The sequence below is a fragment of the Microlunatus sp. YIM B11417 genome, from assembly GCF_059617205.1.
On record NZ_JCAMPJ010000002.1, the window covers coordinates 576385 to 590472 of the forward strand.

Annotated in this window: 15 protein-coding genes; 8 read left to right on the plus strand and 7 right to left on the minus strand. The window is 69.6% G+C overall.

The window, feature by feature from the left end:
- Positions 1–7: 7 nt before the first annotated feature.
- On the minus strand, positions 8–1204 hold the full coding sequence (locus AC6CCG_RS13045; protein ID WP_496654970.1) for a DNA glycosylase AlkZ-like family protein: 1197 nt from the start codon (positions 1202–1204) through the stop codon (positions 8–10).
- Between the two features lie 64 nt (positions 1205–1268).
- On the opposite strand from AC6CCG_RS13045, the gene AC6CCG_RS13050 reads away from it, so the two are divergent.
- Together AC6CCG_RS13050 and AC6CCG_RS13055 are read left to right on the plus strand one after the other, a co-directional pair.
- Positions 1269–1601 carry a PadR family transcriptional regulator gene (locus AC6CCG_RS13050; protein ID WP_496654971.1) on the plus strand — a complete coding sequence of 111 codons (333 nt, stop codon included), beginning with the start codon at positions 1269–1271 and terminating at the stop codon, positions 1599–1601.
- A 2-nt stretch (positions 1602–1603) separates the two neighbouring features.
- Positions 1604–2062, plus strand: a complete 459-nt coding sequence (locus AC6CCG_RS13055) for a VOC family protein (protein WP_496654972.1) — start codon at positions 1604–1606, stop codon at positions 2060–2062.
- 83 nt (positions 2063–2145) lie between these two features.
- Here the strand turns inward: AC6CCG_RS13055 and AC6CCG_RS13060 are convergent, their stop codons facing one another.
- Positions 2146–2931 (minus strand): ABC transporter permease, encoded by a 786-nt coding sequence (locus AC6CCG_RS13060; RefSeq protein WP_496654973.1) that lies wholly within the window; start codon positions 2929–2931, stop codon positions 2146–2148.
- A complete protein-coding gene (locus AC6CCG_RS13065) occupies positions 2928–3881 on the minus strand; it encodes an ATP-binding cassette domain-containing protein (RefSeq protein ID WP_496654974.1) in 954 nt (317 codons plus the stop codon). The genes AC6CCG_RS13060 and AC6CCG_RS13065 overlap by 4 nt, the downstream gene beginning before the upstream one ends.
- 86 nt (positions 3882–3967) lie before the next feature.
- On the opposite strand from AC6CCG_RS13065, the gene AC6CCG_RS13070 reads away from it, so the two are divergent.
- On the plus strand, positions 3968–4738 hold the full coding sequence (locus tag AC6CCG_RS13070; RefSeq protein ID WP_496654975.1) for a TetR/AcrR family transcriptional regulator: 771 nt from the start codon (positions 3968–3970) through the stop codon (positions 4736–4738).
- A gap of 120 nt (positions 4739–4858) precedes the next feature.
- On the opposite strand, the gene AC6CCG_RS13075 is transcribed toward AC6CCG_RS13070, so the two are convergent.
- Both AC6CCG_RS13075 and AC6CCG_RS13080 read right to left on the minus strand, forming a co-directional pair.
- Entirely contained in the window at positions 4859–5530 is a 672-nt protein-coding gene (locus AC6CCG_RS13075; RefSeq protein ID WP_496654976.1) for a GntR family transcriptional regulator, read from the minus strand.
- Positions 5531–5542: 12 nt separating this feature from the next.
- Positions 5543–6379, minus strand: a complete 837-nt coding sequence (locus tag AC6CCG_RS13080; protein WP_496654977.1) for a hydroxypyruvate isomerase family protein — start codon at positions 6377–6379, stop codon at positions 5543–5545.
- Positions 6380–6497: 118 nt separating this feature from the next.
- Between AC6CCG_RS13080 and AC6CCG_RS13085 the strand changes: the two genes are divergently transcribed.
- From AC6CCG_RS13085 to AC6CCG_RS13105, 5 genes are read left to right on the plus strand one after another with little or no spacing between them, the layout of a single operon-like run.
- On the plus strand, positions 6498–7805 hold the full coding sequence (locus AC6CCG_RS13085) for an ABC transporter substrate-binding protein (RefSeq protein WP_496654978.1): 1308 nt from the start codon (positions 6498–6500) through the stop codon (positions 7803–7805).
- Between the two features lie 47 nt (positions 7806–7852).
- Positions 7853–9163, plus strand: coding sequence for a hypothetical protein (locus tag AC6CCG_RS13090; protein WP_496654979.1), 1311 nt, complete (start codon positions 7853–7855; stop codon positions 9161–9163).
- A gap of 16 nt (positions 9164–9179) precedes the next feature.
- Complete coding sequence (locus tag AC6CCG_RS13095; RefSeq protein WP_496654980.1) at positions 9180–10115, plus strand: carbohydrate ABC transporter permease; 936 nt, start codon at positions 9180–9182, stop codon at positions 10113–10115.
- Entirely contained in the window at positions 10105–10953 is an 849-nt protein-coding gene (locus tag AC6CCG_RS13100; protein ID WP_496654981.1) for a carbohydrate ABC transporter permease, read from the plus strand. The genes AC6CCG_RS13095 and AC6CCG_RS13100 overlap by 11 nt, the downstream gene beginning before the upstream one ends.
- A gap of 10 nt (positions 10954–10963) precedes the next feature.
- The gene (locus AC6CCG_RS13105; protein ID WP_496654982.1) at positions 10964–12121 is read left to right on the plus strand and encodes an enolase C-terminal domain-like protein; all 1158 of its coding nucleotides are present in this window, start codon (positions 10964–10966) and stop codon (positions 12119–12121) included.
- 7 nt (positions 12122–12128) lie between these two features.
- Here the strand turns inward: AC6CCG_RS13105 and AC6CCG_RS13110 are convergent, their stop codons facing one another.
- Together AC6CCG_RS13110 and AC6CCG_RS13115 are read right to left on the minus strand one after the other, a co-directional pair.
- Entirely contained in the window at positions 12129–13484 is a 1356-nt protein-coding gene (locus tag AC6CCG_RS13110) for an acyltransferase family protein (protein ID WP_496654983.1), read from the minus strand.
- Between the two features lie 26 nt (positions 13485–13510).
- Entirely contained in the window at positions 13511–13975 is a 465-nt protein-coding gene (locus AC6CCG_RS13115; RefSeq protein WP_496654984.1) for a pyridoxamine 5'-phosphate oxidase family protein, read from the minus strand.
- Positions 13976–14088 lie beyond the last annotated feature (113 nt).

The window sequence follows — 14088 nt, forward strand, 5'->3', positions numbered from 1 at the left end:
CGGCGACTCAGCCGACTGCCGAACCGTCGGTCAGGGCCGAGACCGCTGCCGCGCGGGACTTCGGGCTGTCCAGGACCGAGCCGCGGGCGTCGCCGAGCCGATCGACGATGAAGCGCTCGGTCTCGGTGATCATGGTCCGCAGGGCGTCGTCCTCGGGAACGAAGAGCCGGCTGACGATCGCTCCGGCGGTGGGGTCGAACTCCCACAGGCCGACGATCCGGCCGCGGTCCATGATCAACTGGCACGGCGGGTCCTTCAGGTCGCCGAGCCGCTTCGCCGGCTCCAGCGGCGACGGGCGATCGGCGTCGGTGGGGTCGAGCAGCCGGCCCAGCTCGCGGTGCAGCAGGTGGATGCCGTCGATCCAGCCGACCAGCGCGTACTCGGGATCGGCCGGAACGGTGAACTCGGCGAACTCCGCGGCCAGGCCGTCGGGCAGCAACAGTCCGTCGCCGACGTCGGTCAGGTCGGCGGCCGCGACGGCCCGCCTCGCCACGGCTGCGCCCAGTCCGGAGAACCAGCGGAAGTGGGCCAGGGTGGCCGGGCCGGCCCAGCTGAAGTAGCGCCGGGCCAGTTCGGCGGCGACCCGGTCGGGCTCGAGGTCGGTGCCGGCCAGCGGGGACGGGGTCCAGCGCCGGTAGCCGTACCGTTGTTGATCAAGGCGGCCGTCGACCGGCACCCGGCGCAGCTCGCCCGCCGACTGCAGCAGGCCGAGCGCCAGCGGCAGAGTGCTCGAGACGCCGCGCTTACGACCCGCCTCGCCGAGACTGCGTACGGCGTCACCGAGCCGGTCCCGCAGGTCCTGCGGCTGCAGGGGCTCGTCGGCCTCGGTCACCGCGGTCAGCACCGCGTCGCCGAGCCGGTCGATCTCGGCGTCGGTGACGTCCAGGTGCTTGATCGCGGCGGCCAGCTCGGCCCGCGGCGCGCCGGCTCCGGCGGCAAGGCCGACGGCGTAGTCCTCGGCCGGCAGCAGGTAGGTGCAGCCGCGGGCCGACGGCAACTCGCAGATCTCCACCTCGGCCACCGCCCGGTCCGCCGTTGCGCGGTCGACGCGAGCGCGTGCGAACAAGGTCAGGTACGGATTCGAGCCGCCGACCGTGCGGGCCCAGCCGGTGCGTCGCAGCACCTCGGCCGGGGCGGCTCCGTCGAGCCGGTGCGCCAGGCCCTGCCGGCGGAACCACCAGGCGCGCAACTTCGCCATCTCCATGACGCTAAGATACATCCATCTCGGATATATCCGAAGTGGATCGAAGTACCGGGGAGGCATTGGCGTGACACCGGCTCAGTTCGCTCTGCTGCTCGCGCTGTCCCAGGGCGAGCGGCACGGCTGGGGACTGATCAAAGAGGTCGAGGAGCTGACCGGCGGGCGGATCCAGCTCGGGCCGGGCACGCTCTACCGGACGCTGCAGCGACTCCGGGTGGACGGCCTGATCGAGGAGGTCGGCGTCGACCCGGCCGCGGTCCGGGCCGACCGCCGGGCCGAACGGCAGCGCCGCTACCGGATCACCGGGGCCGGGCTGGCGGCCGTGACCGCCGAGGCCGCCTTCCTGGCCGGACTGCTGGACCAGCCGCCGGCCCGGCGGCTGCTCGAGAAGGAGAGTTGATCATGATCACCGACGACGAGTTCCGCGGGGTCACCCCGCAGTTGATCGTGTCCGACACCGATGCCGCGGTGCGGTTCTACAGCGAGGCGTTCGGCGCCGACGAACTGCTCCGCAACACCGGCCCCGGTGGCCGGGTGTTCCACTGCGAGCTGTTGATCATGGGCGGCCGGCTGCTGCTGCACGACGACTTCGACGACGAGTCGCCGGCCGCGATCGGCGGCAGCCCCGTGGTGCTGCACCTGTACGTCGACGACGTGGACGCGGCCTTCCGGGCCGCGGTCGACGCGGGTGCCACGCCGACCGCGCCGCCGGAGGACGCCTTCTGGGGTGATCGGTACGCCCAGCTCACCGACCCGTTCGGACACCGCTGGTCGTTGGCCAGCCGGCGCAGCGAGCTGAGCGTCGCGGAGCAGCAGGAGGCCGCCGACACCTGGTCCGCCGAGCAGGGGAACGCGCACTGAGCCTGTCGAAGTGCTGAGCCGGATCGGGCTCGCCCTTCGACAGGCTCAGGGCCCGCGTCGACAGGCTCGGGGAACGTCCGCTGCTAGTGGCGCAGCCGCCGGTAGGCGCGGGCGGACAGGGGCAGGAAGATCGCGGTGATCACCAGCGGCCAGGCCACGGCCATGATCACCGCGTAGTCGGCCAGCGGTCCGGTGGTGATGCCGGTCGGGTTGCCGAACAGCTGCCGGGCCGCTGCGGCCGTTGCGGACAAGGGATTCCAGCTGGCGACCGCGGCCAGCCAGCCGGGCATCGTCTCCGGCGAGACGAACAGGTTGGACAGGAACCCGATCGGCCAGACCAGCACCGACACCGCGGTCTGGGCGCCGTCGCCGCGGATGGTCAGGCCGAGGAAGACCCCGAACCAGAGCAGTGCGAAGCGCAACCAGAGCAACAGCAGCACCGCGACGACCGCCGAACCGAACGAGCCGCCGGCTCGCCAGCCGAGCAGCAGGCCACCCCCGATCAGCACCACCAGTTCGACCACCGAGGTGATCATGTCGGCGCCGATCCGGCCGAAGGTGACCGCCGTACTGCCGATCGGCATCGAGCGGAACCGGTCGGTCACACCGCGCTTGGTGTCGTTCGTCATGGCGGTCATCGTGCCCTCAAGTCCGAACATCATCGCCAGCGTGAACATGCCCGGCAGCAGATAGCTCAGGTAGTCGCCGCCGGCGCTGCCGGGGATCTGGATCGCGCCGCCGAGCAGCACCCCGAACATGATCAGCAACAGCACGATGAAGGCCAGGTTGAAGATCGGTGCCCAGGGCTGCCGGACCCAGTGCAGCAGCTCCCGCTTGGTCAGCACCCAGCCGTTGATCACCGCACTCATCGGGCCACCTCTCGATCGGTCAGACTCAGGAAGACCTCGTCCAGGGTCGGCCGGCGCAGCAGGACGTCCTCCGCCTCGATCCCGGTCGCATCCAGCGCACGGACGCAGTCGGCCAGGGCGGCCGGGCCGCTGCGGCTCGCCTCGACGGTCAGGGTCCGTGCTTCGGTATCGATGATCACCGGTTCGGAACTGGCTCGCTCGAGGGCGGCGGCCACCACGGCGACCTGGTCGGCCTCGAACACGGTGATCGTGACCCGGTCACCGCCCAGCTGCCGCTTCAGGGCCTCCGGCGTGTCCTGGGCGATCACCCGCCCGTGGTCCATCACCGAGATCACCGCCGCCAGTTGGTCGGCCTCGTCGAGGTACTGCGTGGTCAACAGCACGGTGGTGCCCTGGTCGGCGACCTGCCGGACGCTGGCCCAGACCTCGTTCCTGGCCCGCGGATCAAGGCCGGTGGTCGGTTCGTCGAGGAACAGGACGGCCGGGGTGAGGATCAGCCCGGCCGCGATGTCCAGCCGGCGGCGCATACCGCCGGAATAGGTCGAGACCGGTCGCCGGGCGGCATCGGTCAGGCCGAACTGGGTGAGCAGTTCGGTGGCGCGCGCGGTGGCGGCGCGCTTGGTCAGGCCGAACAACCGGCCGAACATGATCAGGTTCTCGGCGCCGGTGATCACCTCGTCCACAGCCGCGTTCTGGCCGACCAGGCCGATCCGGCGGCGGACCTGGCCGGGCTGCCGGGCGACGTCGTACCCGGCGACGACGGCCTGCCCGCCGTCCAGGTCGATCAGGGTGCTGAGCCCCTTCACGGCCGTGCTCTTGCCGGCCCCGTTCGGCCCGAGCAGGCCGTGGATGGTGCCGGCCTGGACGCTGAGGTCGAAGCCGTCCAGGGCGTCGGTCGACCCGTACCGCTTGCGCAGCGACCGGGCCTCGAGTGAGTGGTTGTTACCCACCGTCCTCCTTATTCCGTATGCAGTACGGAGATCGTACCAGTCAAACATCGTACACCCAACGGAGAATTGATGCCTATGCTGCGACCATGGCGGATGACGCGGACCAGAACCCCGACCGGACCCTGCGGCTGCTCTGGCGCAGGGAACTGGGTGCGACCCAGGGCAGCCGCGGGCCGAAACAGAGTTCCAGCGTCGACGACGTGGTCCGGGCCGGGATGGCGATCGCCGACGCCGAGGGGCTGGACGCGCTGTCGATGCGCAAGGTCGGCGACCGGCTCGGGCTGCGGGTGATGTCGGTCTACACCTACGTGGCCAACCGGGCCGAGCTGGTCACCCTGATGCACGACGAGGCGGTCGGCGAGCAGCCGGTCAAGCCGCACCGGGGCAGCGTCCGGACCAGGTTGAAGAAGGTCTGCCGGCAGCTGTACGACGGCTACCTGCGGCACCCGTGGCTGCTTCAGGCCGACTCGATCCGGGGCAACCTCGGCCCGCACGTGGTGACCCGCTACGAGTGGCAACTCCGGGCCATCGAGGGGATCGGGCTGGACGACATCTCGATGGACCAGGTGATCACGCTCGTCTCCGGCTTCGCCGCCGGTGCGGCCAGGATGGTGATCGAGGTCAAGCGCACCCAGGAGTCGTCCGGGATGACCGACGCCGAGTGGTGGGAGGTGAACGCGCCGATCCTGGACAAGGTGATGGCGGGTACGGACTTCCCGCTGGCCGGCCGGGTCGGCACCAGTACCGGCGAGGCCTACAACGCGGCGACCGACCCCGACCTGTCGTTCCGGTTCGGCCTGGAACGGATCCTCGACGGCATCGAGCTCTTCATCGAGCAGCGCACCGGCGCCCAATGACCCGCCCCGACGCCCGACTTCCCAACCTTTCCTGGCGCTTTGCCACAGTTACTTCTCGGGTAAAGTGCCGGTTTTTCACGTTAACGTGAAAAACTTGGGGCCAAAGTGACTCCCGGGGGATCAGCTCGGCGAAGCGGCGGTCTCGAGGCGGGAGAGCAGGCGCTCTCGGGCGTGTTGGAGGTGGGTGGTCAAGGCGTCCTCGGCCTTGCGGGGGCGGCCGGCCTCGATCTCGGCGAGGATCTCCGCGTGCTCGCGGGCGACGGACCGCGGGTCGACGGTCCGGTGGGCCTGGAACTGGCCCATGGTCAGTTGTACCTCGCCCATGATCGACTCGTGCATCCGGACCAGCCGGCCGCTGCCGACAGCCGCGACCAGCGACGAGTGGAAGGCGATGTCGGCCTCGACCTGGCTCGGGAAGTCTCGCTCCCGGGCCGCCTGCTCGATCGAGAGCTGGGCCGTGGTCGCCTGCTCCGGTACGGACTTCCGTTTCGCCAGGGCCAGCACGGCGGACCGTTCGACCGCCTCGCGGGCGATGAAGAGGTCGACGATCTCGGCCTCGTCGAACTCCGGGACGACCGCGCTGCGGTGGGCGGTCCGGCGCAGCAGCCCGACCGCGGTGAGCCGCTCGACGCAGGCCTTGGCGGTCGGCCGGGCGACCGAGTACTCGCCGGCCAGCCGCAGCTCGGTCAGCTTCTCGCCGGGAGCGATGTCACCGTTGACGATCCGCTTCCGTACGGCTTCGTACAGGGCGTCGGTCAGGGACGACGGCGCGAGCGTGAACTGGTCTGACACGGGGTTACCGTCTCACAGATCCGGGCCCGCGGGTGGCGGTCCGTCGACCGTGGCGATCCAGTCGAGGGTCTCCTCGGTGCGCCGGGTCGGCCGGTACTCGCAGGCGACCACGCCGGCGTAGTGGTCCGGCAGTGCGGCGAGGGCGTCGGCGATCGGCAGCGTCCCGGAGCCGGGCTCGCCGCGGCCCGGGCTGTCGGCCAGCTGGACATGGCCGATCCGCCCGCCGTGCCGGTGGGCCTCGGCGACCAGATCGGCACCGTTGCTGCCGAGATGGAAGACGTCGAACAGCAGGCGTACGTTGTCGGCCGGTGCGGCGACCGTGTCGATCACCGCGATCACCTCGTCGGCCGTGGTCAGCGGATAGGCGCCGTTGAGGCCGCGCGCCAACGGTTCCAGCAGCACGGTGCCGCCGAACGGCGCGACGACCTCGGCGGCGTGCCGGATCGCCGCCACCGCGGCGTCCTGCTGCTCCGCCGGTGACCAGCGGTCGTCCAGCTGGCCGTACAGAAGGTTGAAGTTGCGGCAGCCGGTCCGGCGGGCGATCGCGGCCACCTGCTCGGCGTTCGCGGCCAGGGCGGTCGCGGCGTCCGGATGGCTGGCCACGCCGCGTTGCCCGGCCGGGAGATCACCGCCGTAGAAGTTGAGCCCGATCAACCGGACCTCGGCGGCCTCGATCGCCGCGACGAGTGCGTCGACCCGGGCCGGCTCGGCGACCGGCTCGGCGAACGGCCACCACATCTCGATCATGGTGAAGCCGGCGGACCGGGCCGCCGCAGGGCGGTCCAGGAACTCGTACTCGGTGAACATGATCGAGAGGTTCGCCGCGTAGCTGAAGCGGTGACCGTGCATGGGCACTCCGTTCTGGAATGTCGGTCTTGATAACTTGACAGACAAGTTTACCAACCTGAGGATTGAGGCCGTAGGAGCAAACGGCTCGCTCCTCGGGTGGCAAAGGGGTAGCTCAACGATGACCGGTCCATGGCACACGTCTCGACGCAGGGTCCTGCAACTGGGGGCGGCGGCCGCCGCAGCACCGATGATGATCACCGGTTGTGCGGCGCCGGCCTCGAGCGGGTCGGCGAGTCTGCGGTTCGCCTTCTGGGGATCCGACGATCGGATCAAGCGGTTCCAGGAGGCCTGCAAACTCTTCACGCAGAAGAACCCGCAGATCACGATCCTGCCGGAGTTCGGCGCGATCGACGCGATCGAGACCAAGACCACCGTCGCGATGGCGGCGAAGAACCTGCCGGACGTGACCTGGATCCTGGGCAACCTGTTCCCGCAGATGGTCGCCGACGGCCACCTGGTCGACCTCACCGAGCATCTGGGGCAGGGCATCGGGTCCGACGGCTTCAGCAAGGCGCTGCTCGCCCCGGGCATGATCGACGGCAAGCAGTACGCGCTGACCCACGGGCTGCAGTCGGTCGGCATGTTCGCCAAGAAGCCGGTGCTGGACGAGGTCGGGATCCCGATCAAGCAGTACCCGGACGGCTACAGCTGGGACGAGTACGCCGAGCACTGCCGGGCGATCCACCAGGCCAAGGGAGACAAGTTCTTCGGCACCGACGACCCGAACTACGCCGGCGCCGGGAACTTCTTCCGCGCGTTCGCCCGGCAGCACGGCCAGAACCTGTGGAACGAGGACGGCGATCTCGGCTTCACGCCGGAACTGTTCACCGAGTGGCTGGAGTACTGGGAGGGCCTGCGCGCCGACGGCGCCGTCGTTCCGACCGAGCTGGCGCTGGAGCAGAATCCGTACTTCGAGGGCGCGCCCATGATCAGGGGCCTGGCCGCGTTCCACCTGCGGAACTCGAACCAGTTGCTGGAACTGCAGACGCTGTCGAAGGAGCCGCTGGTGCTGATGCCGGCTCCCGGCAACGGTGGTGACGGCAACCGGAGCATCGCGCTCGACCCCAACATGCTGGGCATCGCGGCGAACACCAAGCACCTCGATGCCGCGATCAAGTTCGTCGACTTCCTGATCAACGACCCGGATCGGGCCAAGATCATCGGGACCACCATCGGCGGCCCGCCGAAGGCCGCCATCCGGGAGGCGATCGCCGACTCGGTGTCGGACGTGGAGAAGCAGTTCCTCGACTACATCGGCTTCGAGGCGGAGGCGGACAGCGATCCGGTGCCGCCGGGCCGGCCGACCTCGGGCGCCTTCGGCAGCGAACTCACCAAGGCGCTGGAGAGCCTGGCCTACGGCAAGGCCACCGTGCAGCAGACCGTCGACCTGGTCTTCGGCGATCTGCGCACGAAGCTGATGGCCTGAACTATTCCAAGATCATTTCCGACCGAACCTCCGACGAAGGGACGCCGATGCCGCTGAACGAGATCGCCGCCAGCCTCTATGCCTGGGACCTGGCCGACGAGGGAATTGATCATGCTCTGGACGTGCTGGCCAGCCGGGCGGAGGTGAACTCGGCGTACCTGGTCGGCATGATGCACAAGGAGAAGCGGCCGCTGCACGCGCGGCACTACCCGCACAACCCGGTCCGGCGCTACTACCTGCCGGAGGACAGCCGGGCCTACTGGAGCCCGGCCGCCGACCGGTACGGCCGGATCAAGCCGCTCACCAGTGAGCGCGACTTCCTCGCCGGTACGGACTGGCTGCAGGTGCTGATCGACGGCGCCCGGGCCCGGAACATGCGGACCGGCTGCGAGATCTCGCACACGATCATCGACGCCCAGTACGCCCGGGAGAACTATCCGGACGCCCTGCAGCGCGACGTGTTCGGCAACATCGTCGGGGCCTTCGAGGCGGTCGAGGCGCAGCGCGCGCTGCCCTGCCTGAACCATCCCGACGTCCGCGAGTACATCATCGGCCTGTTCACCGACCTGGCGATCAACTACGACGTCGACTACCTGCAGACGTGTCTGGTCATGTTCGGGGCCGGGCGCAACGACGGCGGCACCCATTCGTCCGGCCCGACCGACTGGCAGCACCTGCTCGGCGTCGCCACCGGCGGCTGCTTCTGCGATGCCTGCAAGGAGAAGGCGACCGCCGAGGGTCTCGACTGGTCCGAGCTGGTCGCCGAGATCGGCCACCTGGCCCGGCTGTCGAAGCGGATCGGGCTGGCCGAGCTGCACGAGCGGCAGCTGCTGGACGAGGCGAACTACAGCGAGACCAGCCTGCTGATCGAGAACGACGCGTTCACCGCCTGGTTGCAGTTCCGGAAGCGTTCGATCACCGGGCTGTTCGCCGACGTCCGGAAGGCGCTCGACGGCGTCGGCCGGCCGATCGAGCTGCGCTACAACACCTACATGGCGGCGCCCGAGCGAGCCGGGCTCGACTTCAAGTCGGCGTTCCGGCACGTCGACTCGGTCCGCGAGTCCGACTACTCCGACCAGTTGGGCACCGCGGAGGGGGTCGCGATCAAGCGGGCCAAGCTGATGAAGGTGCGGCGGGCGCTGAACGATGATCAGAAGCTGATCGCCGCGCTCGGGGTTCGGCCCAACGCGACGCCGGAGACGCTGCGCGGCAGCATCAAGGCCGCCGTCGACGCCGGGGCCGACGGATTGTCGCTCGGGCATTACGACGGGGCGACGATGGAACGCCTGGACGCCGTACGGATCGGGCTCCGCGAACACGAGGCCCAGGAACGGTTCTGGCAGCCGCTCGAATCCTGATCAAGGACCGCTACCGATGACGGCTACGCTGCCGACGGCCGCACCGGCACGGGTGGCCGACCGGGTCCGGGATCGTCCCGCGGGGCGATCCAGCCCGGTCGCCTACCTGTTCCTGCTGCCCTGGATCGCCGGCGTCCTGGCGATCACGTTGATCCCGATGCTGGCCTCGCTCTATCTGTCCTTCACCGACTATCGGCTCGGCGGAGTGCCGGTCTGGGTCGGCCTGGCGAACTACCAGCGGATGATCACCGACCCCACCTTCGGGGCGTCGGCGGTGGTGACCGCGAAGTACGTGTTCCTCTCGGTCCCGCTGCAGCTCGCCCTGGCCCTGGCCATCGCGGTCCTGCTGAACAAGGGAGTCCGCGGCCTGCCGATCTATCGCTCGGTCTACTACCTGCCCTCGCTGCTCGGCGGCAGTGTCGCGGTCGCCGTGCTGTGGCGCCAGCTGTTCGCCAGCGACGGCCTGCTGCCCGGCCTGGCCGCCCGGGTCGGGATCCAGATGGGATCCTGGATCTCCGATCCGGACCGGGCCCTGACCACCCTGATGATCTTGAACGTGTGGACCTTCGGATCGCCGATGATCATCTTCCTGGCCGGGCTGCGGCAGATCCCGGAGGACCTGATGGAGGCGGCCCTGGTCGACGGCGCCAGCCGGATCCGCCGGTTCTTCGCGGTCACCCTGCCGCTGCTCAGCCCGGTGGTCTTCTTCAACCTGATCCTGCAGCTGATCGGCTCCTTCCAGGCGTTCACGCCGGCCTACATCCTGTCCGCCGGCACCGGCGGGCCGGCCGACTCCACCATGTTCTACACGCTCTACCTGTTCCAGTCCGGCTTCCGGAACTTCGAGATGGGGTACGCCAGCGCGCTGGCCTGGGTCCTGTTCACCGTGATCGGGCTGTTCACCGCGATCAACTTCGTCGCCTCCAAGTACTGGGTGCACTATGAACAGTGAGTTCGGGGCCGTACTGCGCTGGTTGGGCCGCTCCGGGTGGAAGCACCTGCTGCTGATCCTGTTCGGCCTGATCATGATCTATCCGCTGATGTGGATGTTGACCCGCTCCTTCATGGCCAACGAGGACATCTTCGCGGCCGGCCAGAACAATCCGCTGACGCTGGACAACTACCTGGTCGGCTGGAGCTCGCTCGGGATGCCGTTCGGCCGGTTCATGCTCAATTCCATGATCGTCGCGGCGCTCTGCATCGTCGGCAACCTGATCTCCTGCACACTGGCCGGCTACGCCTTCGCCAGGCTCCGGTTCAAGCTGCGCGGACCGATGTTCGCGGTCATGCTGGCGACGATCATGCTGCCGTTCCACGTCACGATCGTGCCGCAGTACGTGATCTTCAACCAGTTCGGCCTGGTGGACAGCTACGTGCCGCTGATCCTGCCCAAATTCCTTGCGGTGGAGGCGTTCTTCGTCTTCCTGGTGGTGCAGTTCATCCGCGGCCTGCCGACCGAGCTGGACGACGCGGCGGCGATCGACGGCTGCGGTCCGTTCCGGACGTTCTGGAGCGTGATCCTGCCGCTCTGCAAGCCGGTCCTCGGCGTCACCGCGGTGTTCACGTTCATCTGGACCTGGAACGACTTCTTCACCCCGCTGCTGTACCTGAACTCGCCGGACCGCTACACCGTGTCGATGGGGCTGAACGCCTTCCAGGACTCCACCGGCCTGAGCAACTACGGGGCGCTGTTCGCGATGTCGATCCTGTCGCTGGTCCCGGTGTTCTTCGTGTTCCTGTTCGCCCAGAAGGCCCTGATCCAGGGCATCGCCACCACCGGCCTGAAGTGAGGAGCCCGTCATGTCCATGATCACCGAGGTCGAACTGGTCGAGTTCGATCATGAGATCCGGTACGGCTACGACAACGCCGGCCGCCGGCTGGCCGTGCCGCGGACCCGGACCCTCCGCCGGTTCGGCGTCCGGATCCGTACCGACGCAGGGATCACCGGCGACTACGTCACCCTGTGGAGCGCCCCGCCGCTGGCCGCACCGCAGGTCGTCGCGATCGCGCAGTCGATCATCGGCTGCCGGCTGACCGACCGCGAGCTGATCTGGGACCGGGCCAACCGCAACCTGGCCAAGTCCGACCGGATCGGCGCCGGCGCGATCGACATCGCGCTCTGGGACGCGGCCGGCAAGGCGGCCGGGACGCCCGTGTCGGACCTGCTCGGCCGGTTCCGGGACCGGCTGCCGGCCTACGTCAGCACGGTCGGTGGCGGCCACGGGCTGGGCGGCCTGTCCGACCCGGCCAGCTATCGCGACTTCGCCGACTACTGCGCCGGGCGGGGCATCCCGGGCTACAAGATCCACGGCCCGTCCACCGGTGATCATCGGGCCGAGGCGGCGGCCCTGCGCGCCTCCGCCGAGGGATCGGGCGGCCGCAGCGACGTGATGACCGACCCGGGCAACTCGCTGCGGACCCTGGCCGACGCGCTGGCCCTGGGCCGGGTCTGCGACGAGGTCGGCGCCTACTGGTGGGAGGACCCGATGCGGGACAACGCGCCGTTCGGGCACAAGATCCTCCGGGACAAGATCAAGACGCCGTTGTTGATCACCGAGTTCGTCCGCGGGCTGGAGCTGCGGATGTCGGTCGCGCTGGACGGTGCCACCGACTTCCTGCGCGCCGATCCGGAACTCGACATGGGCATCACCGGGGTGATGAAGACCGCGCACGCGGCGGAGTCGATCGGCCTCGACCTGGAGGTGCACGCCTCCGGCCCGGCCCAGCGGCACTGCATGGCGGCGATCCGGAACACCAACTACTACGAGCTCGGCCTGCTCGACCCGGAGAGCGGGAATCCGCTGCACCCGCCGGTGTACGCCGACGACTACGCGGAGGATCTCGACGCCGTCGGCGAGGACGGCTGCGTGGGCCTGCCGGACGGACCGGGGCTCGGCGTCAGCTACGACTGGGATCGGCTCTACGCCGCGAACGCCGACCGGACGATCATCGACTGACCACCGGTCAGGAGCGGGTCGGGGCTGCGGCGCGGCGGGGTCGGGGAGTGTCGTCCTGGATCACCCAGCCGCCGGGCGGCTGATCCTCGACCAGGGCCCGCCGGGCGGGGGAGGGCTGCACGGCCGGCGCCGGTCGCCGCTCCCGGGTGCGTACCTGCCGGGGCTCCGGGACAGGAGCCGGGTCCCAGGTCGGCACCGGGTCCCAGCGCGGCTCTTGACCCCGGACCGGCTGGGGTCGCGGGACCGCTGCCGGCGCCGGCTCCCAGGCCGGGACCGAGTCCCAGAGCGGCACCTGTTGCCGGGCCGGCGCGGGCTTGCGGGCGGGCGCGGGCTCGCGGGCGGGCGCGGGCTCGCGCTTCTTGATCTTGCCGAACGGCGGCTGGACGAACGGCATCGTGAGCAGGGTGACCGGCTTCGAGGCGAGGACGGCCGACAGCGCGATCGCGAAGCCGATGCTGGCCAGGAGCAGCCACGGCTCGTCCAGGCCTTCGATCACGCCGTCGTCGCGGAAGGCGGCCAGGGCCACGCTGTGCAGCAGGTAGACGTACATCGACTGCACGCCGATGTAGGTGATCGGCAGCTTGCGGCGCGGCGCCACGGCCAGCACCCACGCCGTACCGAGCAGTCCCAGGCCGTAGCTGCACAGCCGCAGCAGCAGGCCGGTGGCCAGCCAGTCGTCGCCGAGTTGCAGGAAGGACCGGCTGAACCAGAAGTCGTCGCCGCCGAGCCGGTCCAGCGACCACCAGGTGACGCCGGCGGCGACCGGCAGGAAGATCGCGGACAGCGCCAGCGGGCCGACCCGGCGCACGGCCTCGAGGTTCTCGGGCGTCACGGTGAGCCCGATGACGAAGAACGGCAGCAGCGTGATCGCGCGGTCGAGGGACAGCGTGTCCGGCAGATTGGGGATCAGGCCGAAACCGAGTGCGGCCAGGATCGACAGCGGCACCGCGTACGGAATCGCCCGGAGCAGCGGCGTCAGGGCCCGCCACAGCGCTACCGCGAGCAGATACCAGAGCGTCCACTTCGGGTCGAACACGTCCAGCGCGAACGGCTCGCCCTCGAGCCGGGCCTCGATCAGGGCGTGCGCGGCCTGGAACACCAGGTAGGGCAGCAGCAGCGCGCCGAACAGCTTGAGGTACGAGCCGATCGACGCCTTGAACCGACGCGAGAGGTAGCCCGTGATCAAGGCGAACGCGGGCATGTGGAACAGATAGATGACCCGGTAGAGCCATTCCGCCGCGTCGTCCTTGGGTACGTCCTCGATCACGTGGCCGAGCACGACCAGGACGATCAGAATCGCCTTGGCGTTGTCGAGGGAGGCGTCGCGGACCTTCGAACGTGATTCGGTGGTACGGGGTGCCATTGCGCCCTGACGTTACCCAAGCGTTATCACGAGTTCAAGTTCACGCCATATTCGGTCAGTTCGGCCACCCGCTGTTCGAGCGCCGCCAGCTCGCCCTGGTCCAGCACCGTGCGGCGGATCCCGTCGGCCACGGCGAAGGCGCCCTGCCGATGGTCCTCGATGGTGTCCGCCACGATCTGGACACCCGCGTACTCGCCGTCCGGGGCGAGCTTCTCCCGGATCACTGTCGCCGTGCCGTGCACGCTGAGCGCCACGTCGCCGCCGCCGACGATGAGCAGCGCCACGCCCGGCCGCTCGCGGAGCCGGGCCAGCGAGCCGCGGTTGTGGCGGAGGCTGATCAAGATCCGGCGGTCGTCCGCGCGGACCGGCCAGGAGACCGGGATCACGTGCGGCGCGCCGCTGTCCCCGTCGAGGGTGACCAGCACCGCGACCGTCTCCCGCGGCCACTCGGGAAGGACGTCCAACTCCGGATGTTGATCAAGCTCGGCCATCTGTGCCACCTCGTAGGTGTCGGTTGTGAGCCCGCGGCGGGGTGTGCCACAAAGGGGAACCTAAGTCTAACTTCCTCGTGCCCCGAGCCGGTCGAAGGGCCCGAGCTGCCTCG

Bases quoted from the DNA above. Each gene is read 5' to 3' on its own strand.
- AC6CCG_RS13045 (WP_496654970.1), bottom strand. From the start codon at position 1,204: ATGGAGATGGCGAAGTTGCGCGCCTGGTGGTTCCGCCGGCAGGGCCTG.
- AC6CCG_RS13115 (WP_496654984.1), bottom strand. From the start codon at position 13,975: ATGGCCGAGCTTGATCAACATCCGGAGTTGGACGTCCTTCCCGAGTGG.
- AC6CCG_RS13060 (WP_496654973.1), bottom strand. From the start codon at position 2,931: ATGAGTGCGGTGATCAACGGCTGGGTGCTGACCAAGCGGGAGCTGCTG.
- AC6CCG_RS13110 (WP_496654983.1), bottom strand. From the start codon at position 13,484: ATGGCACCCCGTACCACCGAATCACGTTCGAAGGTCCGCGACGCCTCC.
- AC6CCG_RS13070 (WP_496654975.1), top strand. From the start codon at position 3,968: ATGGCGGATGACGCGGACCAGAACCCCGACCGGACCCTGCGGCTGCTC.
- AC6CCG_RS13095 (WP_496654980.1), top strand. From the start codon at position 9,180: ATGACGGCTACGCTGCCGACGGCCGCACCGGCACGGGTGGCCGACCGG.
- AC6CCG_RS13055 (WP_496654972.1), top strand. From the start codon at position 1,604: ATGATCACCGACGACGAGTTCCGCGGGGTCACCCCGCAGTTGATCGTG.
- AC6CCG_RS13080 (WP_496654977.1), bottom strand. From the start codon at position 6,379: ATGCACGGTCACCGCTTCAGCTACGCGGCGAACCTCTCGATCATGTTC.
- AC6CCG_RS13100 (WP_496654981.1), top strand. From the start codon at position 10,105: ATGAACAGTGAGTTCGGGGCCGTACTGCGCTGGTTGGGCCGCTCCGGG.
- AC6CCG_RS13105 (WP_496654982.1), top strand. From the start codon at position 10,964: ATGTCCATGATCACCGAGGTCGAACTGGTCGAGTTCGATCATGAGATC.
- AC6CCG_RS13085 (WP_496654978.1), top strand. From the start codon at position 6,498: ATGACCGGTCCATGGCACACGTCTCGACGCAGGGTCCTGCAACTGGGG.
- AC6CCG_RS13090 (WP_496654979.1), top strand. From the start codon at position 7,853: ATGCCGCTGAACGAGATCGCCGCCAGCCTCTATGCCTGGGACCTGGCC.